Annotated in this window: 21 protein-coding genes; 9 read left to right on the top strand and 12 right to left on the bottom strand. The window is 66.8% G+C overall.

The features are described from left to right. Positions 1-42: 42 nt before the first annotated feature. The 5 genes from ABZV58_RS08105 to ABZV58_RS08085 form a co-directional block, all read right to left on the bottom strand. Complete coding sequence (locus ABZV58_RS08105; RefSeq protein WP_354999441.1) at positions 43-573, bottom strand: hypothetical protein; 531 nt, start codon at positions 571-573, stop codon at positions 43-45. A gap of 158 nt (positions 574-731) precedes the next feature. After that, the gene (locus ABZV58_RS08100) at positions 732-1,040 is read right to left on the bottom strand and encodes a hypothetical protein (protein WP_354999440.1); all 309 of its coding nucleotides are present in this window, start codon (positions 1,038-1,040) and stop codon (positions 732-734) included. A 6-nt stretch (positions 1,041-1,046) separates the two neighbouring features. Beyond that, positions 1,047-1,412, bottom strand: a complete 366-nt coding sequence (locus ABZV58_RS08095; protein ID WP_354999439.1) for a hypothetical protein — start codon at positions 1,410-1,412, stop codon at positions 1,047-1,049. 5 nt (positions 1,413-1,417) lie between these two features. Beyond that, positions 1,418-1,648 carry a hypothetical protein gene (locus ABZV58_RS08090; protein ID WP_354999438.1) on the bottom strand — a complete coding sequence of 77 codons (231 nt, stop codon included), beginning with the start codon at positions 1,646-1,648 and terminating at the stop codon, positions 1,418-1,420. Further along, positions 1,645-2,103, bottom strand: coding sequence for a DNA-directed RNA polymerase subunit beta (locus tag ABZV58_RS08085; RefSeq protein WP_354999437.1), 459 nt, complete (start codon positions 2,101-2,103; stop codon positions 1,645-1,647). The genes ABZV58_RS08090 and ABZV58_RS08085 overlap by 4 nt, the downstream gene beginning before the upstream one ends. 260 nt (positions 2,104-2,363) lie before the next feature. On the opposite strand from ABZV58_RS08085, the gene ABZV58_RS08080 reads away from it, so the two are divergent. The 4 genes from ABZV58_RS08080 (at position 2,364) to ABZV58_RS08065 (ending at position 8,510) form a co-directional block, all read left to right on the top strand. After that, on the top strand, positions 2,364-3,527 hold the full coding sequence (locus tag ABZV58_RS08080; RefSeq protein WP_354999436.1) for a helix-turn-helix domain-containing protein: 1,164 nt from the start codon (positions 2,364-2,366) through the stop codon (positions 3,525-3,527). A gap of 913 nt (positions 3,528-4,440) precedes the next feature. Further along, positions 4,441-4,896, top strand: coding sequence for a hypothetical protein (locus ABZV58_RS08075; protein ID WP_354999435.1), 456 nt, complete (start codon positions 4,441-4,443; stop codon positions 4,894-4,896). 128 nt (positions 4,897-5,024) lie between these two features. Further along, positions 5,025-6,482, top strand: coding sequence for an FtsK/SpoIIIE domain-containing protein (locus ABZV58_RS08070; protein WP_354999434.1), 1,458 nt, complete (start codon positions 5,025-5,027; stop codon positions 6,480-6,482). A gap of 300 nt (positions 6,483-6,782) precedes the next feature. Then, on the top strand, positions 6,783-8,510 hold the full coding sequence (locus ABZV58_RS08065; RefSeq protein ID WP_354999433.1) for a replication initiator: 1,728 nt from the start codon (positions 6,783-6,785) through the stop codon (positions 8,508-8,510). Between the two features lie 151 nt (positions 8,511-8,661). Here ABZV58_RS08065 and ABZV58_RS08060 read toward each other — a convergent pair whose 3' ends face one another. Further along, entirely contained in the window at positions 8,662-10,215 is a 1,554-nt protein-coding gene (locus ABZV58_RS08060) for a recombinase family protein (RefSeq protein WP_354999432.1), read from the bottom strand. A gap of 45 nt (positions 10,216-10,260) precedes the next feature. On the opposite strand from ABZV58_RS08060, the gene ABZV58_RS08055 reads away from it, so the two are divergent. Together ABZV58_RS08055 and ABZV58_RS08050 are read left to right on the top strand one after the other, a co-directional pair. Further along, positions 10,261-10,422 (top strand): hypothetical protein, encoded by a 162-nt coding sequence (locus ABZV58_RS08055; RefSeq protein WP_354999431.1) that lies wholly within the window; start codon positions 10,261-10,263, stop codon positions 10,420-10,422. Positions 10,423-10,860: 438 nt separating this feature from the next. Continuing rightward, the gene (locus ABZV58_RS08050; protein ID WP_354999430.1) at positions 10,861-11,274 is read left to right on the top strand and encodes a PPOX class F420-dependent oxidoreductase; all 414 of its coding nucleotides are present in this window, start codon (positions 10,861-10,863) and stop codon (positions 11,272-11,274) included. Positions 11,275-11,325: 51 nt separating this feature from the next. Here ABZV58_RS08050 and ABZV58_RS08045 read toward each other — a convergent pair whose 3' ends face one another. Further along, the gene (locus ABZV58_RS08045; RefSeq protein WP_354999851.1) at positions 11,326-12,786 is read right to left on the bottom strand and encodes an MFS transporter; all 1,461 of its coding nucleotides are present in this window, start codon (positions 12,784-12,786) and stop codon (positions 11,326-11,328) included. 220 nt (positions 12,787-13,006) lie between these two features. After that, positions 13,007-14,194: a uroporphyrinogen-III C-methyltransferase gene (gene cobA, locus ABZV58_RS08040; protein WP_354999850.1), complete on the bottom strand. Its 1,188-nt coding sequence runs from the start codon at positions 14,192-14,194 to the stop codon at positions 13,007-13,009. A gap of 544 nt (positions 14,195-14,738) precedes the next feature. Between cobA and ABZV58_RS08035 the strand changes: the two genes are divergently transcribed. Next, positions 14,739-16,202, top strand: a complete 1,464-nt coding sequence (locus tag ABZV58_RS08035) for an MDR family MFS transporter (RefSeq protein WP_354999429.1) — start codon at positions 14,739-14,741, stop codon at positions 16,200-16,202. Between the two features lie 102 nt (positions 16,203-16,304). Here ABZV58_RS08035 and ABZV58_RS08030 read toward each other — a convergent pair whose 3' ends face one another. Next, entirely contained in the window at positions 16,305-17,660 is a 1,356-nt protein-coding gene (locus ABZV58_RS08030) for a DoxX family protein (protein ID WP_354999428.1), read from the bottom strand. 346 nt (positions 17,661-18,006) lie between these two features. Here ABZV58_RS08030 and ABZV58_RS08025 point away from each other — a divergent pair, with 346 nt between their 5' ends. Both ABZV58_RS08025 and ABZV58_RS08020 read left to right on the top strand, forming a co-directional pair. Beyond that, entirely contained in the window at positions 18,007-19,137 is a 1,131-nt protein-coding gene (locus ABZV58_RS08025; RefSeq protein WP_354999427.1) for a phosphotransferase family protein, read from the top strand. Then, the gene (locus tag ABZV58_RS08020) at positions 19,134-20,249 is read left to right on the top strand and encodes a hypothetical protein (RefSeq protein ID WP_354999426.1); all 1,116 of its coding nucleotides are present in this window, start codon (positions 19,134-19,136) and stop codon (positions 20,247-20,249) included. The genes ABZV58_RS08025 and ABZV58_RS08020 overlap by 4 nt, the downstream gene beginning before the upstream one ends. Positions 20,250-20,291: 42 nt before the next feature. Here ABZV58_RS08020 and ABZV58_RS08015 read toward each other — a convergent pair whose 3' ends face one another. The 3 genes from ABZV58_RS08015 to ABZV58_RS08005 all read right to left on the bottom strand — a co-directional run bounded on the left by ABZV58_RS08015 (position 20,292) and on the right by ABZV58_RS08005 (position 24,021). Continuing rightward, positions 20,292-21,521, bottom strand: a complete 1,230-nt coding sequence (locus tag ABZV58_RS08015) for a helix-turn-helix transcriptional regulator (protein ID WP_354999425.1) — start codon at positions 21,519-21,521, stop codon at positions 20,292-20,294. Between the two features lie 627 nt (positions 21,522-22,148). Further along, on the bottom strand, positions 22,149-22,556 hold the full coding sequence (locus ABZV58_RS08010) for a cobalamin biosynthesis protein (protein ID WP_354999424.1): 408 nt from the start codon (positions 22,554-22,556) through the stop codon (positions 22,149-22,151). Continuing rightward, positions 22,543-24,021: a cobyrinate a,c-diamide synthase gene (locus tag ABZV58_RS08005; protein ID WP_354999423.1), complete on the bottom strand. Its 1,479-nt coding sequence runs from the start codon at positions 24,019-24,021 to the stop codon at positions 22,543-22,545. The genes ABZV58_RS08010 and ABZV58_RS08005 overlap by 14 nt, the downstream gene beginning before the upstream one ends. Between the last annotated feature and the right edge of the window lie 36 nt (positions 24,022-24,057).

Genomic DNA, 24,057 nt, shown 5'->3' with positions numbered 1-24,057 from the left:
CAAAGCGTGGAACGGTGTGATTATGTGCGAGAGGCGTACTGGTTACGCGCCGGATGCGGCTTCCTCGCGACGCTTCTCTTCGTGATATTCGGTGTATTCACGCAACGTCGCAGCCATGCAGGAGAACATGCCGTCATAGACTTCGGGGTGATAGTTGATCATGTCTTTGATCAGTGCCCACGCGGTGTCCTCGTCTTCGTCCAAGGTGTCGTATCTCAACGCTGGATTCACGTGGTCATAGAAAGTGTGTTCGCGACCGAGCCACGTGAATTCGATCCACTCCGCGCCCGCGAACTTGATGAACAACTCGCCGACGAAGCAGATGAAGGCGTCGACCGTGTCCGCGTTCTCGGGAGTCATCGCCGTTTCCATGTCCGGGAACAGCTCCGCAACGATCGGGTCGAGCCGCTTCACCTCCGGTGAGCCTTCTGGCCACGGCTCGGACGGAATCTGTCGTATTCCTGCGTAGTCCATGAACTTCCGCGCCTGGGCCTTCCGCCGATCGGGGTCGGCCCACTTCCCCCAGGCGGTCTGCTCGACTTCGAACCCGAGGTCCAACTGCTCCTCGCCCATGCCGTTCCTCCTTCGCTGTGTATTCGGTTGCCGCCCATGCTCGTGCCGCCAAACACCAGGCTCCACGAAGCGCCGTATAGAGGGTAGGGGCGGCGGCGCTGCGGCGGCGCGCAACACAGGCCGACCTCCCCGGCGTTTGGCACTCTTGCGGGCGAGCCTCATAGCGTGTGGGCTTCCAACGGGGCAATGGTGCCTGCGGGTGTCACCAGGGCACAGGCCAGAGCGACCGCGTTTTGGATGCTGGTGCTGGGAAAGTGCGCCACACTCGGGGCGACGACGACGGTTGCGGTGTGCTGGTGTGCGGTCCACACGATCAACGTGGTTGGCATGTAGGTGTCGGCGTCGATGGTCACCGTGTGTGCCAGCCGGTACCCGCGCGCGTGGCTCAGGTCGATGATCACTCGCTCGTCTCGTAACCAGGAGTCGCTGACGCTGCGGTTGAGCAGGCCGATTGCATTGATAGTCAAGCGATGTCACTTCCTCGTTTCCGGGGCCGCCAGCGGCCGGGCTGCCGGTGCGTGGGTGGTGAGGCGCTGATAGGCGGCTCGACCGTCGTCGGTCAGCTCATAGACCCGTTCGGGGCGGCCCTCGCCTGTTGGACGGTGGACCTCGGTGCGGACGTGGCCCTTAGTGACCAGCCATTGCAGAGTCAGGGTGATCGGGCCGATGCGGGGCCCGCCCGCCAGCTCCCGCGCCGAACACGCCCGCCCCGCTTGGGCCAGGGCGGTCAGTGCGGTGGCTTGCGCGCGGCTGAAGTCATCCCGACTTCGTTGCAGATATGTTGTGCCACTCCGCATTTCGTGTTCGTTGCATGCCTGTTGGCTGGCACGGTTGGTCACAGGCGCTACCTCTCCAGGTACAAGCGTTCATTCGGAAGGCGCGGGAACTCTCGCTTGTCCAGGTCGACGGTCACCGCATCGACGTAGTGGCGGGCCTGGTGCTCCTGGACGAAGATCAACGCGGCGGTCAGGCACGCAACGAAGTCCATCCGCTGCCCGTACAGGAACACACTCAGGTGCACATCGGGTTCGGTGGGCGATGGCGACCCGTCCGGGGTCGGCGCGGTGGTGCTCACAGCGCGGGCTGTCGGGTCGGGGCCAGGCAGGCGTGCACCGCATACAACACCGCGCGCCCAGAGGGCCGGAACACCGAATGCGCGGCTGTGATCCACACCCGATGCTCCGAACCCTGATCAGCCGGGGACGGTAGCGCCACGTGATCGCCGTTGCCCAAGACGGTGATTCGGCGCGCATGGAACAACGCCGCCTCGGCAGCGATCATCGTGGCCGGAATATCCGAGCGCACGAGGAAAGTCCACGTGTGGGAGCGAGGGTGGGTCACGATCGGCCCACCACCTTGTTTGTTGCGCTCGAGGTGGACCTTGACCATCTGCCCCAACTCCGCAGGCATCGCTACCGCCCACACCATGCCCGCGGTGAAACCGATACGGCCCGTGTCCGGTTGGAGCACAGCGGGCAGATGGCACACGCTGCGGTAGTAGCCAACCCGCGAACGCGGCGTATCGGCCACCGGGGCAGGCGAGTCGGTACGCGGCGCAGTCGGCGGGGCAACCGACTCATCCCAACCCAACCCCTCGGACAAACCCATTGATGCAACCCCTCCCTGCTAGGCCAATGCGTGCTGAGTAGCACCCGCCGCCGGGGATGAAGAGGCACCCCATCCACCCGACGGCGGGGCTGAAAAAGACGCTAGATGTGCACGTTTTGGGTTTGGAGCCGTTCGGCGTCTACAAACGTCTACAGCGGATCAACGCCCGTTAGGCTGGTCTTGTGGACGAGAGCGGGGAATCGGACGGCATCACCGGTATCCGGCTTCGCGCTGCCCGAGAGGCGGCGGGGCTCAGCCTGTCCGCACTGGCGGCGCGCACGCACTACAGCAAGGCGTTGCTCGGGATGCTGGAGACCGGGCAGCGTCAGGTCAGGCCGGAGCACGTGACCGCCTACGCCGATGCCCTGGGTATCGGCTCGGCGCTGTTCGTTGAACCGGCTGACGGTGAGCGGGCAGCAACGGAATGGATTCAGCGGGTCGCGGCGTCGGACCTGGGCGGGGACACCTTGGACCGCCTGGAGCTGGCGGTGGACGACCTGGCTGCGGGGTACCCGACAACTCCGCCGGACGAACTACTCATGCGCATCCGTCAGCATCTCGGCTACGCCGGACGACTGATGGACAGCCGGAAAACGCTGGCGCAGCAACGCCGGTTGCTGGTATCGGTCGGCTGGCTGTCGCTACTGGCCAGCACGTGCCATATCGACCTAGGCGAAACCTCCGCCGCAGCAGCGCGGGGACACCTGGCGTGGAAGCTGGCGGACGAAGCGGGACACCGCGAGATCGCGGCATGGTGCCTGGAAACGCGGGCGTGGCATCAATTGACCGACGGCAAATTCGCAGCGGCGGCAGAACTGTCGCGTGCCGCGTATTCCCTTGCCCCGGAGGACAGTTCGGCATTCATCCAAGCCACCGCCCAGGAGGGTCGCGCGCTGGCACGGCTCGGGGACAGCAAGGGCACGTACGGGGCGCTGCGTCGTGTGGCCAGGCTGGTGGCCGGACTGAGCACGCCCGACCGGCCGGAGCACCATTTCCGATACGACCCAGCGAAATCGGACGCCTATGTGGCCACCACGCTGGCCTGGCTCGGCGATCCGGCGGCCGAGTCCTACGCCCGGCACGTTCTCGCTGATCTGGCAGGCGCTGAGTCGGTGCGCCCGCGCCGGATCGCTACGGCGAACCTGGACCTGGGCCTGGCTCTGGTCGCAGCCGACAAGCCGGACGAAGCGGCACATGTCGCGCTGGCGGCCGTGGAGTCCGGGCGCCTGGTGCCGTCGAACTACTGGCGCGTGTCCGAAGTGGTCTCGGAGATAGAGGGCCGAGGCGCACCGGACGCGGCCATCGTGCGCGAAGCTTTCCGCGACACCTACCCCGTGCAGCCCTAGAAGAAAGCCCTCGTTTTAGTGAATTGAGAGCTTTCCTTTCTCGCATGTCAAGCGTGAGACCCATTTTAGGCGAGCTATTGCAATCCGCTATCAAAAAATGTGTCGTAGGTCCAGCGGATATTTCGTGGTTTTTCTTGACCGTGTGGCACCTGGCGGGATGATGGAGACAGCGAGAAGTACTCGACGGGCCGGGTAGGAGAGAAAGGATGTGCGCGCCTGTGTCTGTCTCTCGGGTGTGGGTTGGTCGATGCGGCCGTATGGCGCTCCCGGCCCGCACTGGTGTAGGTGGTTCCGTATCGCTGAGTGAGTCGCGGTACGTGGTCGCGGGTAAGGCCGCAAACTCCCTGGTCGAGCGTGGCCCAGGTCTGCCGCCATGGATGGTTCCACAGCTGGTGGGTGGAACGGTCTGGCTGACCCCCACAAATTGTGTGGGTTGGGTGGCGGCACGCTGGACGGTTTCCGTGTCAAGATGGAGAAAATTGGAAGGAGATTGATTCATCGAATGATAACTACGGCTGCTAGCCGTCACTGATTCGCGGCTGTCCCCCCGCGCTAACGAGGGGACAGCCTGAACGAAACCAACTCCGATAGGCATACGGGCTGCAACCCTGCCGTTCGGAGTCCCTCTTTCATTCGTGTGCAGAAACGAGGTCTCTGCCATGTCCAGAGTAGTCCATGCACCCAATTGGGGTGACTTCTCGGAGCGTGAAATTCACCGGGTCCCGTTGCGCGTGGCTGGTGTCGGAGTTGGCGTGGTGCGGGCGTGGCGGGGTGTGGTCGGGGGGCGTGATCCGCCTGTTCGCGCTGGTGGTGTCCGTGGGTCCGGTGCGTGGTGCCGTGCCCGAACTCCCCCGCCTGGTGCGGGATTCATCTAACAACAACCAGATACGTCACAGATTGGATGGTGGCCGCCATGGCCGAGGACAACCTAATCGACACTCGCAAGAACCTTCGATTCGCTGTGGAGTTCGCGGACTTCTTCCGGGACGGGCTGTACCAGATGGGGCCTGTGAGCCCTGATCTGGTGTACACGGGTGACCCGAACAGGCCCGGTCCGCAGAAGCGCGACGAGCTGACCGGGGCTCTGGTGTGGAAAGCCACCGTGAGCGATCCGGCCGTGCGCAAGGCGCGGCGTGCGAGCTATGAGGTTCTGCTGCTGTCGGAGACCGAACCGGTACCCACAACTGCGGAGATCGGCCCGAATCTACGGCTGATCGAACTGGTGGGCGTCACCGTCCAACCGCGCATCGCTGGCCAGGGCGAATACAAATACCTGGACTACACGGTGCGCGCGACGGGCTACGCGAGTGCGCCGGGTGGCGGTAACCGGTCGGCGAGTGGAGCGGGCACGGGTAAGACCCCGGCCTGATTCTGACTCGCGGTCCTGAATTCGGCGGGTCGGCTCGGGCACAACCGGGTCGGCCCGCCCCCGCGCGTCCGTCCTATCGGACTGTGCGGCAACAACATTCGCAACAAGACTAGTTGGAGTTGATAGACGTGGTTCGTTCCGCGGAGTACGAAAAGCCACCAACCCGCCCGCCCACGATCCTCGATGATCTCGGGCAAGGGCTGATGCTGCTGCTGGAAGCGGTGGTGATGGGGTTGGTCCACCTGTTGTGGTGGGCGCTGCTGTTCCCGATGATCTCGCTACCGATCGCAGCCGCAGGCGCGGCCTGGTGGTTCCTGGGCTGGCCGATCGGTGCCGCTGTCACCGGGTGCTCGGTCGCGGCCTGGGCGATGTGGTGGGCCTGGTGGCCCGGTTCGTGGCGGCGCTGGGTGTCCGGGCGGATGCGCACGCGGTATCTGTCGTGGAAGCGCTACAAACGGCGCTGGAAGACACTGACCGCGATCCACGGGCTGACCAAGATCCTCGACAACGGCGTACAGACTCCAGTGTTGGTCAAGGTCGAAATCGGTGACACGGCTGATGAGCTGCTGGTCAAGCTGGTGGGTGGTCAGACGGTGCAGATGTGGGCTAAGCAGTCCGATGCGTTGCGCCATGCGTTCGGCGCGGTCGGTGTGCGGGTCCGTCACGCGGAATCGGGATTCGTGCGGCTACAGATGATCCATACCGATCGGCTTACCGAACCGATTCCACTACCTCGGGTGGAGGCGAAAACCGTTGACCTGGAAGCACTGACCATCGGCATGACCGAACTCGGGGAACCCTGGAAGATTCGGCTGCTCGGCAATCAACTGCTCGTCGCGGGAAAGATGGGCTCGGGCAAGGGGTCGGTGATCTGGTCACTGATCGCGGCCCTGGGACCAGCAATCCGGGACGGGCGGGTAGTGCTGTGGATGATCGACCCGAAAGGTGGCATGGAGTTCGGGGCGGCGCGAGAGTGGTTCGCGCGCTTCGCCTACGACAACGGCCCGCAGGCGCTCGAGCTGATGCGTGATGCGGCGGCACTGGTGCGGCAGCGCGGTCAGATCTACATGACCAAGGCCGAACGCAAGATCACACCCACCGTGGCCGAACCGCTGGTTGTGGTGATCATCGATGAGGCCGCGAGCCTGACCGCCTACTACTCCGATCGCAAGATCAGAGACGAGATTCTGCGGCATATGGGGACCGTGCTCACCCAATCGCGGGCGGTGGCGGTGCCGATGGTCGGCAGTCTCCAGGACCCGTCGAAGGACGTTCTCGAGTTGCGTCAGCTCTACCCGTATCGGGTGGGTTTGCGGATGAGTGAGCCGACGCAGCCGAACATGCTGTTCGGGCCGAGTGGGCGCGATCGGGGTGCCCTGTGCGATGAGATCCCCGAATCGACGCCGGGTGTGGCCTACGTCGAGCACGAAACTTCGGTGGAGATCACCAGGGTTCGCGCCTACTGGGTCACCGATGAGGACATCGACTGGATCATGCGCACCTACCCGCCCTTACCGCGTCACCCTGACGGCACACCTCGGCTCGATGACCGGCCTGACACAGAAAACCGTCCCGATTCGGCCTGACACAAACAGGTAGCCTGGTTGATGCCGCGCCAGGCGAACCCCGCAACACTCTTTGCGAGCGGCAGATACACAGCGCGGGTAGCGCATTCACAGTCTTCCTGATTTCAGCGCGGGTAGCGCATTCATCACCATCGACACAGCGCGGGTAGCGCTCGTGACCGTCGTACCGGCGGCGGCACACCAATCTTGAAACCTGCTCCGGTAGTTCGTATTTCACGTTTCACGCGGCACCGGTCCGACCGCACTCGTTCGGCGTTGTCGACCTGGTGCCGCGTGTGGGACTACGAGACAGGTGATCTCATGACAACCACTGTCTTCGACGGCGCGCCACGAGTGACCGATGAGGATGGCCAACCAGCCGGGCGCGGTCCGTCGTTCCTCGACATCGCCATAGCAGCAGCCGACCGGCACGGGGTGTGCGTGCGGCCGATCGTGCTCGAACAAACCGACACCGCGACCGGGCGCGCGGCGTACGTTCCGGTGCCCTGCGGAGCTACGCGGGAATCCCAGTGCGGGCCATGCGCGCGCAAGGCCAAAGCACTTCGGCAAGCTCAATGCCGGGAAGGCTGGCACCTCAGCGAAGAACCGACCAAGCCGCGCCCGCGCCCGACCTTCGACCAAGAGGGACTGATCGGCTACCGCGCCGATCTGCTCGCCTTGCTGGGCGAAGCACGCGAACAGCGGCACGCCGCCGACATCGCCGAGTTGGAAGCCGAAATCGTCTGGGCCGACAAGCAACTGACCGCACTCGGGATGCGGGGAACCCCGCCGGCATCGGCCGATGAAGAATCCGCCGGCCGAGATAGCGAGGAGAGTTCGGCAACCGAGAAACGGCATCGCTCGACACGTCGGCGGCAAGACGCGCCGAACCTGCCCCGCAATCAGGTCTCCGATCGCACCATCGGCCGCGAATTCGGCGGCCACTACTCCTCGATGTTCGTCACCCTCACCATGCCCAGCTACGGCAAAGTCCACGGCGACGGCAGCGCCCGCAACCCAGAGCGCTACGACTACCAGAGTGCGGCATGGGATGCGATCACCTGCGCCCGGTTGTTCTCCCGCTGGATACAGAACCTACGCCGGGTGGTCGGCTGGAACGTCCAGTACTTCGCCGTGGTCGAACCCCAGAAACGCGGCGCACCCCACATCCACATGGCCCTACGCGGGGCCATCCCGCGCGAAGTGATCCGCAAAGTCAACGAAGCCACCTACCACCAAGTGTGGTGGCCGCAACTGGGCGAGATGCGTTATCCCGGTGCCGTGGTACCGGTGTGGGACCCGCGCCGCGAAGCCTTCATCGATCCCAACACCAAAGCGGCACTGACCGCCTGGGAAGACGCTCTAGACACCATCGGACCCACCGACGAACCCGCGCACAGAGCGGCGTTCGGGCCACGCATCGACATCCAAGGCATCGCCGCAGGCACCAAAGCCGCGAGCGAGGCAATCGGGTATCTGTGCAAGTACCTCACCAAATCGGTCACCGAGGTCCTCCAAGCACGCACCGCACGCCAGCACGACCACTACGACCGACTACACGCCGCACTGTGCCGCACCCCCTGTAGTCCGCGGTGCGGTATCTGGCTGCTCTACGGCATCACCCCCAAGGGCGCCACCACCAAAACCGTGCCAGGAGTCTGCAAGGCGCGCGCACATCGGCGGGAAACCTTAGCCCTGCCAGGTAACCGGGTGCTGACCTCGGAGCAGTGGACGGGCAAGACGCTTGGCGACCACAAGGCCGATCGGATGGAATTCGTGCGGCGGACTCTCGCGGCGGTCGGCATCGACAAACCCGCGCGCGATCCGCGCCGCTACACCTGGGCCACCATCGCCCCCGGCACCCGTACACCCTCGCGGGCAAAGCTGCTCATGACCGCCATAGCCGAACGCATCACCTGGCGAGCCGAATACGACCGGGCCATGCTCGCTAGCCATGTCCCGCCCGACACTGCGCCCGGTACCGGTGAAGAAGGGCAGAAGAGTTCGGCAACTGAGGTCGGCGGGTGCGATGGGCAACAAGAAACGTAGTCCTCAGCGGCAGTGGACTGATGAACAGCTTGCCTATCTCGACCGGGTGCAAGAGCGCATCGCGGGACCGCTCACCGATTCTCAGTTAGCGGTCCTGCGGCGGTGGTGGAATGGCGGTTATCGAACACGCCCCACTGGGGCCGATGACTGATCAGGCAACAAGGCGTTGGATCTCGATGGAATCCAGATCAGCAGGCCCGCCGAAGGTTCGGCGCTTGCCTGCCGGATGGATCGTGATGGAGAGAAGCGAGCGGATGATGTCGCGTTTTGCGGCCAGTGGGGTTTGCTCGTCGTCGTGCCACTTGGCCCGCGCGTCGGGTCCAGCGGCAGCCACGACATGAGGCATCGGCAATGCCGCCTGCGCACGGGCCTCGGCCGCCTTGATGGCAGGCATCTTGCGTGTCTTGTACTGCTTGATTTCCGCGGGCGACAAGTCTTCCTCGATCGCCTGGGAAATCCACTGATCGTATGCAGCACGCAGTCGTTCGGCCTCCTTGGCGGCTGCGGCAGCATCTTCGTCGGTTCGTGTCAGGGCTGCCAACAGGTCGGGATCTTCCAGGCGGCGCAACACGGTCTCCTCAACCAGGTCGTCTACCAGTTGCGCCGTGCGGTACACGCAGAAGCGTTCGCATTCATAGCCTCGCGCCCGTGCCTGACCGCCGGACTTCGAATTGATCCGGCCACTGCACTTGCCGCATTGCGGGATGCCGGGGAGCAGCCAGCGGGGAGCCGTACCGCGAGTGTGGGTCGACCGTGCAGGATCAGTCAGCAACGCGACCAGGCGGCGGTGATCCTCGATGGAGATGATGGCTTCCCACGTCGCCGGTACCACCTCGGTTATGCCTGTCGTGCGGTCCTTATGGGCACGAAGCCCGGCAATCGTCGGACTCGTCAGCACGTTGCGAACCGTTCCGTGTTCCCACCGCGTCATCCAGCTCTTGTCACACGGGCACGTACGGCGGTCTACGGCCTCGAGGACACGTCGGCCCTTCGTGACCGAGCATTTCCTGCAAGGCAACCCGATATCCGCACTTGGAGTCGGCACCTCCTGTTCGGTCAGCCACCGAGCAATACTCGATGCCTTCTCCAACTCCAGTGCGCGCCTAGTCATTTCACGAACGATGGGCGCCTTTGTCGGGCTGGGGATTCGGTCCACAGCTCTGCCTCGCTTGTAGACCATCTCGTATCCGAAAGCCTCTTTCCCGTGGGGCTTGCCGTCGAGAAAATTTTGCCTGAGCTGCTGCATGGAATCGAACCGGTTCTGTTCCGGCCCGTATTCGTTGTCTACGGCTTCCTGAGCGAGGATGCGCCGATCCTGCGGGTTGTCCATGTCGTACAGCTGGCCACCGGAGTACCAGTACACCCCCAGTCGAGCGCACATCTCACGCAAGGTCGCAAAGTCGAGCAACTGACGATTCGCCCGCGACGACGACCGCGTGACGAGCACACGTCGCCTGCCTTCCGGAGCCCGCTCCCCCAGCCCAGCAGTCAACTCCTGATAGCCGGGTCGCTGCTTGACGGTGTGGCGGGTCGCCCCGATATCGGTGTCGGTGATCACCTTCCCTACCGTCCAACCGAACCGCTCGCACTCCCCTCGGCCCCAACGCACCTGCTGCGGCACGGACAGGCCCTTGTTCTTGTCCTGCGAGTTCCGGCCGTAGATCCATGCTTCCAGATCGGGAAAATCCTTGGGATTCAATGGCATACAGCAAGCGTACGACGATGCACCCCCTAACTGAAGTTCTCGACGGTGAAGTTCTCCGGCGCGCTGCCCGCGCGGCGCGTGAACGAGGTGGTCGGCCGGATCGAGAAGCTGGCGCAGGCGGTCAAGTTCGCCCGCGAGGAGGCCAACGCCGCGGAGGTCACCGACCGCAAGACCGGCAAGGTGATCTTCGACTACCTGTTCCGCTGACAACCCGAGAACTCCCCCGCTCCGCGGGGGATGCGCGAAGAGCGCAAGCTCAAACTGAAGATCAGCCTGAAGCCACGGGCCGGCCGCCGAGCGGGCGGGCCGCGGCGCAAATTCAGACTATCGCTCCAGATTGAGTATTCGCCGCCGACGACCGGTTCTCGAGGAGAGGACGCGAAGCGACGAGGTGCGGGTTCAAAACCCGCTCTCCGCGCCCATGCGGAGGTGGTCCAAACGTAGGACGCGTCGCGGTGAGAGTGATCCGATCCCACCGACACCGGTAGGCGACATGGGCGGCACACCGAGGCCCGGGGGCGGGCAAAGCCCCCGGGTCTTCCATGTTCGACCCGCCGAAACCGTTCCGCGACAAGGGGTTGAAGCCCGAGCGCGGGTCCACGACATACGGGAATGCGCGGCCGCGTCCGGGTGTTCCCCCGAGACATGACCGGTACAGCTGCGCTCTCCGACGACCTGAAGAAGTACCTCGACGAGTCGAAGGTGTTCGCCACGGTGGCCACCGTCGGCGCGAACGGGCAACCGCATCTCACTGTGATCTGGCTCGAGCGCGACGGCGACGACCTGCTGTTCTCCACCACGGTGGCGCGTCAGCAGGCGAAGAATCTGGCCAGGGACCCGCGAGTGACCCTGCTGATCAACCCGCCCGAGAACCCCTACGTCTATGCCGAGATCCGCGGCACCGCCACCCTGACGCCGGATCCGGACAAGGTCCTGCCCAACAAGCTCTCGCTGAAGTACACCGGCAAGAACTACGCCGACTTCAACCCGGCCTCGGTCGAGGACGCCGAACGGCTCATCGTCCGCGTCACCCCGCGCAAGGTGGCCGGACGGCTCTGACTCACGTCACCCGCACCAGGTGGCCGGACCGTGCGGAGACAGGAATCGAGTTCAGGCCCGTTGCGCTTCTTCCTGGGCGTGGTGGGCCTGCGCGACCTGCTGCGGCGTGTACCGCAGCGTCAACGCGATCAGGCCGATCACCACGGCGACGCCCGCGCAGACCGCGAGCACGAGCGTGTACCCGCTGCCGAGCGCGACGATCTCCGCCGAGTTCATATCCGAGGCCTTACCGGTCTTGCCGCCGAGCGACAGCGTGCGCGAGACCGCGATCGGCGTGAGGACGCCGATCGCCAGCGGCGTGCCCAGATTCATGAACATCTGTCCCACCGCGGCGAGCGGACCGATGTCGTTGGGCGGCACGCCGACCAGCACGCACAGCGGCGAGACCACCATCGCGACGCCGACGCCGAAACCGATGACGACGAGCAGGATCAACAACGTCGGCCAATAGGTCACGTCGCGTTCCAGCGTCGAACCGAACAGCAGGCCGAGGGCGAGCACCACGGCCGAGCTCGCGAGCAGCCAGCGCGGCGCGACCATCATCGCCAGCTTCGACGCCATCGCCCCGCCGAGGCCGATGCCGACGGTGAACGGGATCGAGGCCACGCCCGCTTCCAGCGGTCCGTAGCCGACGACGTTCTGCAGGAACTGCGCGACGAAGTAGGTCATCGCGCCGAGCACACCGCCCGAGAGCAGGATCAGCAGGAAGGTGGTGACGCGGTCGCGGCTGTCGAACAGCGACCACGGCAGCAGTGGATTGTCGACATTGCGCTCGGCGAGCACGAACACCACGAGCAGCACCGCGCCGCCGATCAACGAGCCGATGATGACCGGGTTGCTCCAGCCCATCGCGGGCCCCTCGGTGGCGCCGAAGACGATGGCGGCGCAGGCCAGGGTGCCGAGCACGGCGCCGCGCACGTCCAGGGTCACGCGGTGATGGGCGGTGTCGGACAGGCAGTACACCGCGCCGAGCACGATGAGCAGGCCGATCGGCACGTTGATCAGGAAGATCCAGCGCCAGGACAGCTGCGTCAGCGCGCCGCCGACCACGAGACCGCCGACCGACCCGATGCCGACCATCGAGCCGACGATCGCGATCGCCTGATTCCTCGGCTTACCGGGCGCGAAAGTCGTTGCGACCAGCGCCAATGCGGCGGGCGCCGCGACCGCCGCGCCTGCGCCCTGCACCGCGCGCGACGCGATCAGCATCGCGGGCCCTTGGGCGAGCCCGCACGCCAGCGAGGCCAGGGTGAACAGGCCGACGCCGTAGATCAGCATGCGTTTGCGGCCGAAGGCGTCGCCGAGTCTGCCGCCGAGCAGCATGAGTCCGGCGAAGGTGAGTCCGTAGGAGGTGACCGTCCACGCGCTGCCCGCGCTGGTCAGTCCCATCTGATCCTGCAGACGCGGCAGCGCGAAGATCACCACCGTGCCGTCCAGCACGACCATGAGCTGCAGCCCGCTCAAGACTAGGATCGCGAGCCCGAAGGCCCGCTGCGTCACCGGGTACTGCATCGTCGCAGCGGGATTATCGAGCACAGGGAGTCACTGTAATTGATAGCCGAGGCGCGTCGACCCCGGCCGCGGTGAAGGCCGACCCTCGCCGCACACGAATCTCCCGCGCCGCACGGTGCTGTGCGGCGTCGACTTTGCCCGTCGATCCTGCCGGTGCCGCGCTCATCGCTGTTCGACTGGATGGCGGAGGCGAGCGCCTGCGCCAGCCGGGCCGATGGGGTTATTTCGCGGAGAACCCGGCGGTCGGGCCGATCACCACGATCGCGGGCGGCCGGATGCCCTCCTCACGAACTCGCGCGGCCACGGTGCCGAGCTCCGCGCGCAGCACCCGCTGGGTGCGCAGCGTGCCCTCCTGGATGACGGTCGCGGGGGTGTCGGCGGGACGGCCGCCGTCCAGCAACGCGGCGGCGAACTGCTCGATCCGCTCCACCGCCATCATCAGCACGAGGGTGCCGCGCAGCCGGGCCAATGCGGGCCAGTCCACCAGCGAATCCGGGTGATCCGGCGCGACGTGCCCGCTGACCACCACGAACTCGTGCGTGACGCCGCGGTGAGTCACCGGGATGCCCGCGGCGGCAGGCACCGAAATGGGGCTGGTGACACCGGGAACGACGGTCACCGGGATGCCCGCCTCCACGCAGGCCTCCAGCTCCTCGTAACCGCGACCGAACACGTACGGGTCGCCGCCCTTGAGCCGCACCACGAACTTGCCCGCCTTCGCGCCCTCGATGAGCGTGGCGTTGATCGCCTCCTGCGCCATCGCGCGGCCGTACGGGATCTTCGCCGCGTCGACGACCTCGACATCGGGGCCGAGTTCGGCGAGCAGTTCCGGGGGCGCGAGGCGGTCGGCGACGACCAGGTTCGCCCGCGCCAGCAGCCTGCGGCCGCGCACGGTGATCAGGTCCGGGTCGCCGGGGCCACCGCCGACCAGAGCGACGCCGGGCGTGACGGGCGACGAATCATCGGTCACCACACCGGATTGCAGCGCCTCGAGCAGCGCGGTGCGCACCGCGGCCGAGCGGCGGTGCTGTCCGCTGGCGAGGACGCCGAGGGTCAGACCGTCGTAGCGGGCGGTGGCGGGGGTGACCGCGGTGCCGAGCCGGGCGACGTCGGCGCGCACGCAGAACACGCGACGCCGGTTGGCTTCCTCGACGACGGCGGCGTTGGTCTCCGGTTCGTCGGTGCAGGCGATCGCGTACCAAGCGCCGTCCAGGTCGCCGTCGGCGTAGGCGCGCAGTGTGACGGTGAGCTGCCCGGAGGTGGCCATGCCCTCGACCGCCGGGGTGACGTCGCGACTGATGACGTGCACGTCCGCGCCCGAGGCGATGAGCAGGCCGAGCCTGCGCTGGGCCACCGTGCCGCCGCCGACCACGACGACGCGGCGGCCGTTCAGATCGAGCCCCACCAGGTAGTTCGGGTCGCCCGTTGGCTGGGCGGCGGACTGGGATACCGCCTGTTCCTCGGCGTTGTCTGACGTGTTCGGCACAGTGTTCGAGCCTACGGCCTGCCCGCGACGCACCGGCAATCAGAGGCGGGAATCGTGCCGAACTGGTGCGTTGTCGCACTGCGGCGGGTCTGCGGCGGTGAGAAGCGAGACGGCCCAGAGGCTCTCGGCCCGGCCCGGCAAACGGTGGGCTGTTCATGCTGTAGCTCAGCTGGGGCAGCCGGTCGAGTTCGGTCGGCGGCAGGCCGATCGAGGACGAAGTGACGAGCGTCACCACGACGGTTGTCGATGGACGAAAAAGGCTGGTGAAGGGGTACTTTCGACGGTGCTCCACGGAGCTGGTCGTGGGAAAATCGGCTGAATCTTGTCAGAGGCGACTGGAACACTGGCGCGGCCCGATGAGTTGACCGGACCATCCCCGTCTTCTCCTGTAGGCCGAGACACACGGTGGTGACTCGTCCAGGGCCCACCCCTCGTCTTTCGCTCACGACCACCCCGGAGGTAACCGATGTCAGCCGTCCAATCCGCCAGTCCGACCGGGCGGCGGACGCCGACCGTCATCCTCTTGTTGGTGCTCGCGACCTTCGTGGTGATCCTCAACGAGACCATCATGATCAACGCGATTCCGCGTCTGATGGCCGACCTCGAGGTCACCGAGCGGTCGGCGCAGTGGGTCTCCACCGCGTTCATGCTCACGATGGCGGCCGTCATCCCGGCCACGGGCTGGTTCCTGCAGCGGGTCACCACCCGCCGCGCCTACGCGATCGCGATGGGCGTCTTCCTCGCGGGCACCGCCTTGTCCGCCGTCGCCCCGACGTTCGAAGTGCTGCTGCTCGGGCGGATCGTCCAAGCGGGCGGCACCGCGGTCATGATGCCGCTGCTGATGACCACCCTGATGACGGTGGTGCCCGAACACGATCGCGGGCGGGTCATGGGCAACGTCACCCTCGCCATCTCGGTGGCGCCCGCCATGGGACCGGTCCTGTCCGGACTGGTGTTGCAGGTCGGCTCGTGGCGCTGGCTGTTCGTGCTGGTGCTGCCGATCGCGGGCGCGGTCACCTGGCTGGGGCTGCGGCGACTCGAGAACATCGGCGAACCGCAGACCGGCGCGATCGATGTGTCCAGCGTGGCGTTGGCCGCCATCGGCTTCGGCAGCCTGGTGTACGGCCTCAGCCGGTTCGAGGCGGACCGCATCGCCGCGCCCGCGGTGATCGTCGCGGTCGGACTCGCCCTCATCGGCGTGTTCGCCGCCCGCCAGCTGCGCCTGCAGCGCACCGGAACGCCGCTGCTGGATCTGCGCATCCTGCTGATCGGCACCTACGCCAAGGCGCTGCTGCTCATGTCGATCGCGTTCCTCGCGATGCTCGGCTCGATGATCCTGCTGCCGCTGTACCTGCAGAACCTGCGCGGCCTGAGCCCCCTCGCGACGGGTCTGCTGGTCATGCCCGGCGGCCTCGCCATGGGTCTGCTCGGCCCGACCATCGGCCGCCTGTTCGACCGCTTCGGTGGCCGTGTCCTGGTGATCCCCGGTTCGGTCGGCATCGCCGCGTCCCTGGCCGGTTTCACCCAGATCTCGATGACCATGCCGTACTGGCAGCTGCTCGGCCTGCACATCCTGCTCATGGTGTCGCTGGCCGCGGCGTTCACGCCCGTCTTCACCCTGGGCCTCGGCGCCCTCCCGCAGCACCTCTACTCGCACGGCAGCTCGATGCTCGGCACGCTCCAGCAGGTCGCCGCGGCCTTCGGCACCGCCTTGGTCGTGACCGTCATGTCCGCCCGCAGCACCACGCTGATCGAGGGCGGCGCCGAACCGGTCGCCGCCCACCTCGACGGCATGCGCCTCGCCTTCGGGATCTCCGCCGCGCTGGCGCTGGTCGTGATCGTGATGGCGGTTCTGCTGCCGAGCCGCTCGCACGCGCCGGAGGAGTCGCCCGAGACCGAGCAGGACGCCGTCGAGCTGATCAAGGGCTGATCCGCTCGCCTTCCGTCCGCCAATCCGGCCGGGTCAGCTCACGGGCTGACCCGGCAGGTTCAGTTCTGACTCCACCCCCTGGTCGACCGCTGACCCACCGGATCAATTCAGGTTCGGAATCTCCTGAATCCAGTGGAAACGCGGTCCGCGCAAAGGGAATTCGTCCAGATCGAACTCTTCCAGCGTCACCGTGACCGCCCTCCCGCCGAGATCGCCACGCAAGGCGAGCCGGTCGGGCGCGGGCTGCTCGAAGGTGAACGTCGCCACCGGCGTCGGCTGAGCCTCCGGCGAGGTCGGCGGCGCGGTCATCGTGATGGTGCGCGCGGTGGTGTCGACGTCGGCGATGGTCGGCACGAAAGTATCGTCCATCCGCTGATAGCTGGTGACGAACTGGTCGAACACCAATCGCTGCCAGCGGGTGGGTTCGGTCGTCAACGGCGGAAGGGGGTGACCGTCGACGGTGAACTCGGTGACGTTCCAGATCCCATAGAGCGCGGGTTTCGGTGCGCCGTAACCGTATTCGTGCCAGGATTCCCACGCGACATACGTCGCGCCGGAACAGGTCCACACTCCGAGCGCTACCTGCAACACCGCCGCGATCCGGTTCGCCCGCGCCGAACGGAACAACAACGGCTGTGCGGCCGGTTCCGAAGGTCGTTCCAGCACAAGCACATTCGCCAACCGCCGAGTCTGCGGCGCGAGCACCACCAGCGAGAGCAGCATCAGGTGGAAGGACAGGATCTTGACCGGCACGTCATAGGTCATGTTCAGCACGAAGACCTGCGCCATGCTCACCAGACTCAGCATCGCGCCGACGGTCGCGGTGCGCGGCCAGAACAGCAGCAGACCGCCGAGCACCTCCGCGATGCCGAGCAGCATCTGGTAGGACGGCGACGCGCCGACCTGATTCCACAGGACCTCGGTCATGCTGAGGTTGCCGTAGGGCTGGAGCAGTGTGGTGAGCGAGGGATAGGGCATCTGGTTCGGCACCGCCTTGGCGAAGCCGTACCACAGCATCTGCCCGCCCAGGCAGAGCCGGAGGAACACGACGAACCAGCGGCCGAGGACCGCGTAGTCGGCACGGCGGCGGTCGAGCACCGACCACACCGCCGTAGCGACGGCCGCGACGACCAGCATGCAGGAGATCAGCACCCAGACGATGGTCTGATCACCGCTGCCGCTTTCGTGAATCACCGCGTCGACGCCGAAGACGCGCTCGCCCACCCACCTGACCACCGGCTCGACCGCGTTCATCTGCCACTGGATCGCCGAGTCCGGCAGCCAGCGCATAGCGATGCCCGCGAAGACGAACAGGATCTGCGCGAACGTCAGACAGAACAGCAGCAGATAGACGAAGCCGAACCGGAAACCGATCCGCGCCGGTAGCGACCATCGGGGCGACGGATCCACCGCACCCTCGCTGTCTCGCTCGAGCACCTGCGTGCCGATGGCGCTCACAGCGACACCCCGCCGAGCCTCGACCCCGCGAAACACGCGGACACCGAGTTCATGGTTCGCTCCCGCACGGATCCCTCCTCACTTCCCTGGACGACATTCCGTGAGGACGGTATCCACGCGAACCGCCCGGCCGCTTCCGGCAGGATCCCGATTTCCGGCTCCGTCGCGCGGGGTAGCCGCCATACTCCGAAAGGATGAGGCGAACCCGTGTCAACCCTGGAGTTCGGTCAGCGAACCAATCCCGCGATTCCCCGTGACCCCCGATTAGAACGCGTTACAGTTCGGTTGTTCCGGGAGGAAATGCCGGGTGGTGGGCGGTCCGCCGCCCGACTACAGGAGGACGATGATGGCCGACGAGCCCGATCCCACCGAGCGGCGCCAGCTCACGATCAGCGAACGCGATCTCCAGGGCCTCGCCGAGGAGCTGTCGCGCTGGCTGACGTGCAAGGTCGCGGCCGACGAGCCGCCGCGCGTGCACGAGCTGACGCTGCCGCAGGGTTCCGGGATGTCGAGCGCCTCGGTGCTCTTCGACGCGGAATGGAGTGTGGGCGGTCGCAGCGAAGGCGGCTCGTTCGTCGCGCGGCTGGCCCCGAGCGCCGCCGACTTCCCGGTCTTCGAAACCTACGACCTGGCCAAGCAATACCGCGTGATGGAGGGCGTCGCGGCCGCCACGGACGTGCCGGTGCCGCCGCTGTGCTGGCTGGAGACCGACGAGAGTGTCCTCGGCACACCGTTTTTCGTGATGCGCCGGATCGACGGACGGGTTCCGGCCGACAATCCGCCATATGTCTTCTACGGCTGGCTGTTCGACGCCGAGCCCACCGAACGCGCGCTGCTGACCGACAACACCCTCGCCGTGCTGGCCAAGATCCACGCCATCCCCGACCCTGCCGCCAGGTTCCCCATGCTGGACGGGCCGGGCCAAGCCTTGCGCAGGCACGTGGACTGGCATCGCGCCTGGTACCGCTGGGCGCTGGCCGACGACGGATATCCGATCCCGTTGATCGAGCGCGCCTTCGACTGGCTGGACGCACACTGGCCCGCGGACCCCGGCCCGGACGTGTTGTCCTGGGGCGACTCCCGCCCCGGCAACATCATCTACGACGGGTTCGAGCCGGTCGGCGTATTGGACTGGGAGATGGCGGGTTTGGGGCCGCGCGAGCTGGACATCGCCTGGATCATCTTCATCCACCGGTTCTTCCAGGATCTAGCGACCCGCTTCGAGCAGCCAGGCCTGCCGGACTTCCTGCGTCGCTCTGACGTGGTGGCGAAATACGAAGAGCTGACCGGTTATACGGTGCGCGACCTGGATTTCTACCTCGTCTACGCCGCGCTGCGGCACGGGATCGTGATGGCCAGGGTCAAGCGCAGGATGATCCACTTCGGCGAGGACACCGACACTCCCGACCGGGACGACTACGTGATGCACCGGGCAAGCCTGGAGGCGCTGCTCGACGGAACCTACGACTGGACATGAGGAACACCATGGCCGCACCCGCGCCCCTCGACGAATACCCCATCCATCAGACGCCGCTCTCGCTGGCCAGGGTCGGCACCAGCGACCGAAACTTCTACGACCGCAGCTACTTCAACGCCCACGACCGCGACGGCGGCACGCTGCTGATCACCGGCCTCGGCGTCTACCCGAACCTGGGCGTGACCGACGCCTACCTCGCGGTCCGCCGCGGCGACGAAGTGCGCTCGGTGCGGTTCTCCGATGCCCTCGGCGACCGCAGCTTGGACATGCGGGTCGGCGGCTACCGCATCGAGGTGCTCGAACCGCTGCAGCGGCTGCGCGTCGTCTGCGAGCACGACGAACTGAGTTGCGACCTCACCTGGAACGGGGCCTTCCCCACCGTCCAGGAACAGCCACACCTGATCCTCACCGGCAACCGGCCCATCATCGAGGCGTCCCGCTTCGCGCAGGTCGGCTCCTGGGCCGGAACGCTGAGCGTGGACGGCACCGACATCGCGGTCGACCCCGCGGTGTGGACCGGCACCCGCGACCGCTCCTGGGGCATCCGGCCGGTCGGCGAGACCGAGCCCGCGGGGCGCGCCGCCGCCGAGCCTTCGGGCGGATTCTGGTGGTTGTACGTGCCGCTGCGCTTCGGCGATTTCGCGATCGTGGTGATCGTGCAGGAGGAGCCGGACGGCAGGCGCACCCTCAACGACGCGGTGCGCATCTGGCCGGACGGCCGCACCGAACAGCTCGGCTGGCCCCGCGTCAGCATCCGATACCGTTCAGGCACAAGGATTCCCGTCGCCGCCCGGCTCGACCTCACGACCCCGGACGGCAAATCGCTGGAGGTCGAGATCACCCCCGGCACCGGCGTCCCGCTGCACATCGGCTGCGGCTACGGCGGCGACCCGGACTGGCTGCACGGCCAGTGGAAGGGCCGCGACTGGTCCGAATCCCGCCGCTACGACCTCACCGACCCGACCATCGCCCCCCGCATCCCGTACGGCGTCATCGACCACGTCGCCCACGCCCGCTGCGGATCGGCCGAAGGTTGGGGCCTCTTCGAACACGCCTCCCTCGGCCGCCACGATCCCACCGGGTTCGCCGACTGGGCGGCGGTCGCGCCGTAATTGGTGGCCGGGTACGGATCGCCGTGGGCACGGTGACCGCGTCTAAGCGAGTCCCATCGCGCGTTCCAACGCGCCGAGTCCGGCATCCACCGCGCTGGGCTGCGATCTGCAGGCCAGCACACCGACGAGATCACGTGCCATCGGGTGGTTGTAAACGTAGTGCGGCGCCAGAGCCGCGGCCTGCTTCAGCTGGTCGACGGCTGCGGCGTCGTGTTTGAGCTGTCCATACGCCCGCCCGACATCGATGCGGTGGCGGGTGTGGCGCTCTATCGAGGTCACGGCGGAAAGGTCGATGCCGACGTGGCGGTCCAGGGCGACGTCAGGTCGGCCGAGCTCGACGGCGATCTCCGCCGCATGGATGCTGCAGTTGGTCGGGCCGAAGACGGTTTGGAAGTCGTTGCGGTCACAGCCGAGCCGAGTCGCAGTCGCCTCGGCCTCGGCGAGGTACCCCCACGCTGCGATCGCGTCACATCGCCGGGCCGACGCGACCGCACACCGTAGGTGCAACGCTCCCCAAAGCGAAAGAACCTGGACCGTAGGCTCTTTCATGTAGCCGCAGAGTTCGGTCAGCGCGGCTTCAGCGATGGTGATCACCTCGCCGAGCGAGCCGGTGTGCAGCAGCACCCCGCAACGATCCCAGGCCGCGCAAGCACTCATCAGCGGATCTCCGAGTTCGGCTGCGGCAGTGGCGGCGTTGTCGACGGCGGTCCAGGCCAGATCGTGGTAACCGAGCTGGTTGAGGACCATGCGGGCCACATTCGAGGTCTCGATGATCAGCCTGTGCACCGTATCCCGTTCTGCACCTCGTGCTTCCAAAGCACTGGTATTCAGTGCCTCGGTGAGGTCGGGCAGCTGCCGCATCACGTCGAGCAGGTTCGCCGCCTGACGCCGACGCGTGACCCGGTCGACGTCGGCACGTAGATCTGTCAGCAGCATCTTCGGCGTTGCCTGGTGCAATCCGGGATGTCCGGAAAGCACCAGCCCGGTGCGTCGCAGCGCGGTACGGAGCGCGGGGACCGCGCTGTGCCCGGTTTCCTCGCCGAATTCGAACGGACGCCCGAGCATCCAACCGACGTCGACCTCGAGCACCTTGGCCAATCGTTCGATCACCGAGTGTTTGTCCAGCGTAATCCGGCCGGCCTCGATACCCCGCATCCACGTTTCGGATCGATCTACGAGCGATCCCAGAGTCGCCTGGCTCATTTTCTTGGTCCGCCGCGCACGTCGTATCCGGTGACCGACGGTTGCTGCGGCGCTACTGCTCGCTACCACACTACAAGTCTATTTTTTCAGCCCGTCCGAACCGTCACTTAATTGACGCTCTTCGGGTTGGAAAGTTGTCAATATCAAGGCTGTACATCGGCGCTTACGGCGGTGGCGTCCGCGGCCTCCAGGATACGGAGAAGGCGGGTCGCAACGTCCGCGACGATTCCGGCGGACATCACGATGGTTCGCCTCGCACGCAAAGGACGAGCCGTTGACCCATCCGAACGAACTGCGCAGGCTGCCCGCCCCGGACCCGACCGTCGCGTCGATCTCGTCATCGCCGGTTCCCGGCGCTACCTGCTCTGCATCGACGGCGAAGTGGAGTCAGGATTTGGCCTGGGCCACAGTCACTGTCGCAGTCATGTGGTTGATCAACCAGCACGCCGACTCGAGTACCACCATGCTCGAGACAGCGACGGTGTTGGTGGGAACCGCAACCGCCCTGCGCGTCAGCATCGTTCCCCCGCAGCGACTGCGTGAACTACCGCGACGCCTTGGCCAGGCGGCACAAGCCTTCCGAAACGGCGGGACACCGCCGCTGGAGCCACCGTGAACGTATCCACGAGCCGCCGCCTCGACAACGCCAGTGGCTTGTCGCTGCGGCGAACACCCAAGCGGCAGACCGCCGCCGGCTCAGCCGACTACGCTGCCGCGTGCCTGCCCGACGTCGGGACGCGCCACCGCCACGGTGACGCCACGGTGCATCTTCTTGGTTTGCAGCAAAACTCCTCCGCCTGCGGCAAGGACGGCCGCGGCCTCGGCCACACTGGCCGCCCCGACCGCTGCCTTGGTACGGACCGCCGGGGTGGGCACCGTGACGGAGTCCAACTCAGTGGCGGCGAATGTGCGGACAGGCACGCCTAATTCACCGGCGGCCACCTGCAAGCCCGGCTCGTCAGCGCGCCGGTCGATGGTCGCGAGGCAGGCGAGCGGCTCGTCGCCGAGCACGTGTCGCACGGCGGCCAGGATCGCGGCGGCCGCGGCGCCCGGCCGCATACCGATGCCGACCGCGACCGGTGGACGCAATTCAGTGGGCCGCATCGACGCGAGCGTAAGCCTCGGCGGCCGCGACGAAACGTGCTGTCGCCGCGGAATTTCCGGCGGGGTGCGTGTGCAGGTAGGACGCGTGCACGCGGCCGACAAGCGCACCCTCCCGAACGCGAGCGCCGGAACCGTCGTGCCAACCCCAAGCTGGGGCGTCCTGCGCGGCGGTGACCAGTCGGGTGCGGTGGAATTCGTGCCCGCGCACCCGCTCCCCCGCTAACCAGAGCGCGGAATCGGACAGCGCGACCGCGTCTCGGTACCCCAGGGTCAGGCGCGGGCCGAACTCCGCGTCGGCGTCGATGACGCCGGCCATGGCGTGGCCGTCGAGCGATCGGGTGAGGTAGAGCAGGCCCGCGCATTCGGCGTGGATCGGCAGCCCGGCACGAGCGTGTTCGCGGACCGCTGCGAGCAGGGGTGTGTTCGCGGCGAGGTCGGCGGCGTGCTCCTCGGGAAATCCACCGGGGAGCACGAGACCCGATGTGTCCGACGGCAGCTCGTCACGCAGCGGATCGAAGACAAACACTCGTGCCCCCGCCGCAACCAACAGTTCGCGATGCTCGGCGTAGCCGAAGGTGAAGGCGGGCCCGCCTGCCATGGCGATGATGGGCCCGACTGGCCCGCCCGGTCCCTCAACAGCCAGGGACCCGACAGCTCGCCGTGGCGCGCCAGTCGCGTCCACTCCGACGCGGGTAGCCGCATCACCCGCGAGCGCCTCGCGGATAGCAGAGTCCGGATCCCACGCGGACCCGCCCGACGTCGGCCGCGCCAGCGCCGCTACCGCCGCCAAATCCACATGGGCGGCAACGAGATCGGTCATCGCCTCGACCGCCGCCGACGCCGCTGCACCGTGCTCGACGGCGGGAATCAGACCGAGGTGGCGGGACGGCACTTCGAGCGCGTTCATCCGCGGCAGCGACCCGAGCACCGGCAACCCGACCCGCGCGCAGGCGGCGCGCAGCACCTGGTCGTGGCGTTCACTGCCCACGCGGTTCAGAATCACTCCCCCGAGCCGCACACCGCTGTCGAAGGTGGCGAATCCGTGCAGCAGGGCGGCCAGGCTCTGGCTGTGACCGCGAGCGTCCACCACCAGCACGACCGGCGCGCCGAGCAGTCCGGCCACCTGGGCGGTGGAACCTTCGGCGACAGGGCCGGTTTCGCGCTCGTCGATGCGGCCGTCGAACAGGCCCATCACGCCCTCGACCACCGCTAGATCACAACCCGCCGCCCCGTGGTGGTACAGCGGCACCACCCGGTCCGCGCCGACCAGCACCGGGTCGAGATTGCGTCCGGGACGTCCCGCCGCGAGCCCGTGATATCCGGGGTCGATGTAGTCCGGTCCGACCTTGAAGGGCGCGACCCGGTGCCCGGCTCGCCGGAGCGCACCGATCAAACCCGTTGCGAGCGTGGTTTTCCCGCTCCCGGATGCGGGAGCGGCGATGACAACAGCGGGCACCGTTCCCATCACGCCACCGACGGGCGCGCAATCGCACTGCGCCGG

This window comes from Nocardia sp. NPDC004654 (assembly GCF_040609595.1).
In the GTDB taxonomy this organism is placed as follows: Bacteria; Actinomycetota; Actinomycetes; order Mycobacteriales; family Mycobacteriaceae; genus Nocardia.
Note: the sequence above shows the minus strand (reverse complement) of the source record. Positions and strands in the feature narration are given on the sequence as shown.

Bases quoted from the DNA above. Each gene is read 5' to 3' on its own strand.
- ABZV58_RS08045 (WP_354999851.1), bottom strand. From the start codon at position 12,786: ATGCAGTACCCGGTGACGCAGCGGGCCTTCGGGCTCGCGATCCTAGTC.
- ABZV58_RS08075 (WP_354999435.1), top strand. From the start codon at position 4,441: ATGGCCGAGGACAACCTAATCGACACTCGCAAGAACCTTCGATTCGCT.
- ABZV58_RS08025 (WP_354999427.1), top strand. From the start codon at position 18,007: ATGGCCGACGAGCCCGATCCCACCGAGCGGCGCCAGCTCACGATCAGC.
- ABZV58_RS08060 (WP_354999432.1), bottom strand. From the start codon at position 10,215: ATGCCATTGAATCCCAAGGATTTTCCCGATCTGGAAGCATGGATCTAC.
- ABZV58_RS08050 (WP_354999430.1), top strand. From the start codon at position 10,861: ATGACCGGTACAGCTGCGCTCTCCGACGACCTGAAGAAGTACCTCGAC.
- ABZV58_RS08105 (WP_354999441.1), bottom strand. From the start codon at position 573: ATGGGCGAGGAGCAGTTGGACCTCGGGTTCGAAGTCGAGCAGACCGCC.
- ABZV58_RS08010 (WP_354999424.1), bottom strand. From the start codon at position 22,556: ATGCGGCCCACTGAATTGCGTCCACCGGTCGCGGTCGGCATCGGTATG.
- ABZV58_RS08035 (WP_354999429.1), top strand. From the start codon at position 14,739: ATGTCAGCCGTCCAATCCGCCAGTCCGACCGGGCGGCGGACGCCGACC.
- ABZV58_RS08065 (WP_354999433.1), top strand. From the start codon at position 6,783: ATGACAACCACTGTCTTCGACGGCGCGCCACGAGTGACCGATGAGGAT.
- ABZV58_RS08020 (WP_354999426.1), top strand. From the start codon at position 19,134: ATGAGGAACACCATGGCCGCACCCGCGCCCCTCGACGAATACCCCATC.
- ABZV58_RS08005 (WP_354999423.1), bottom strand. From the start codon at position 24,021: ATGGGAACGGTGCCCGCTGTTGTCATCGCCGCTCCCGCATCCGGGAGC.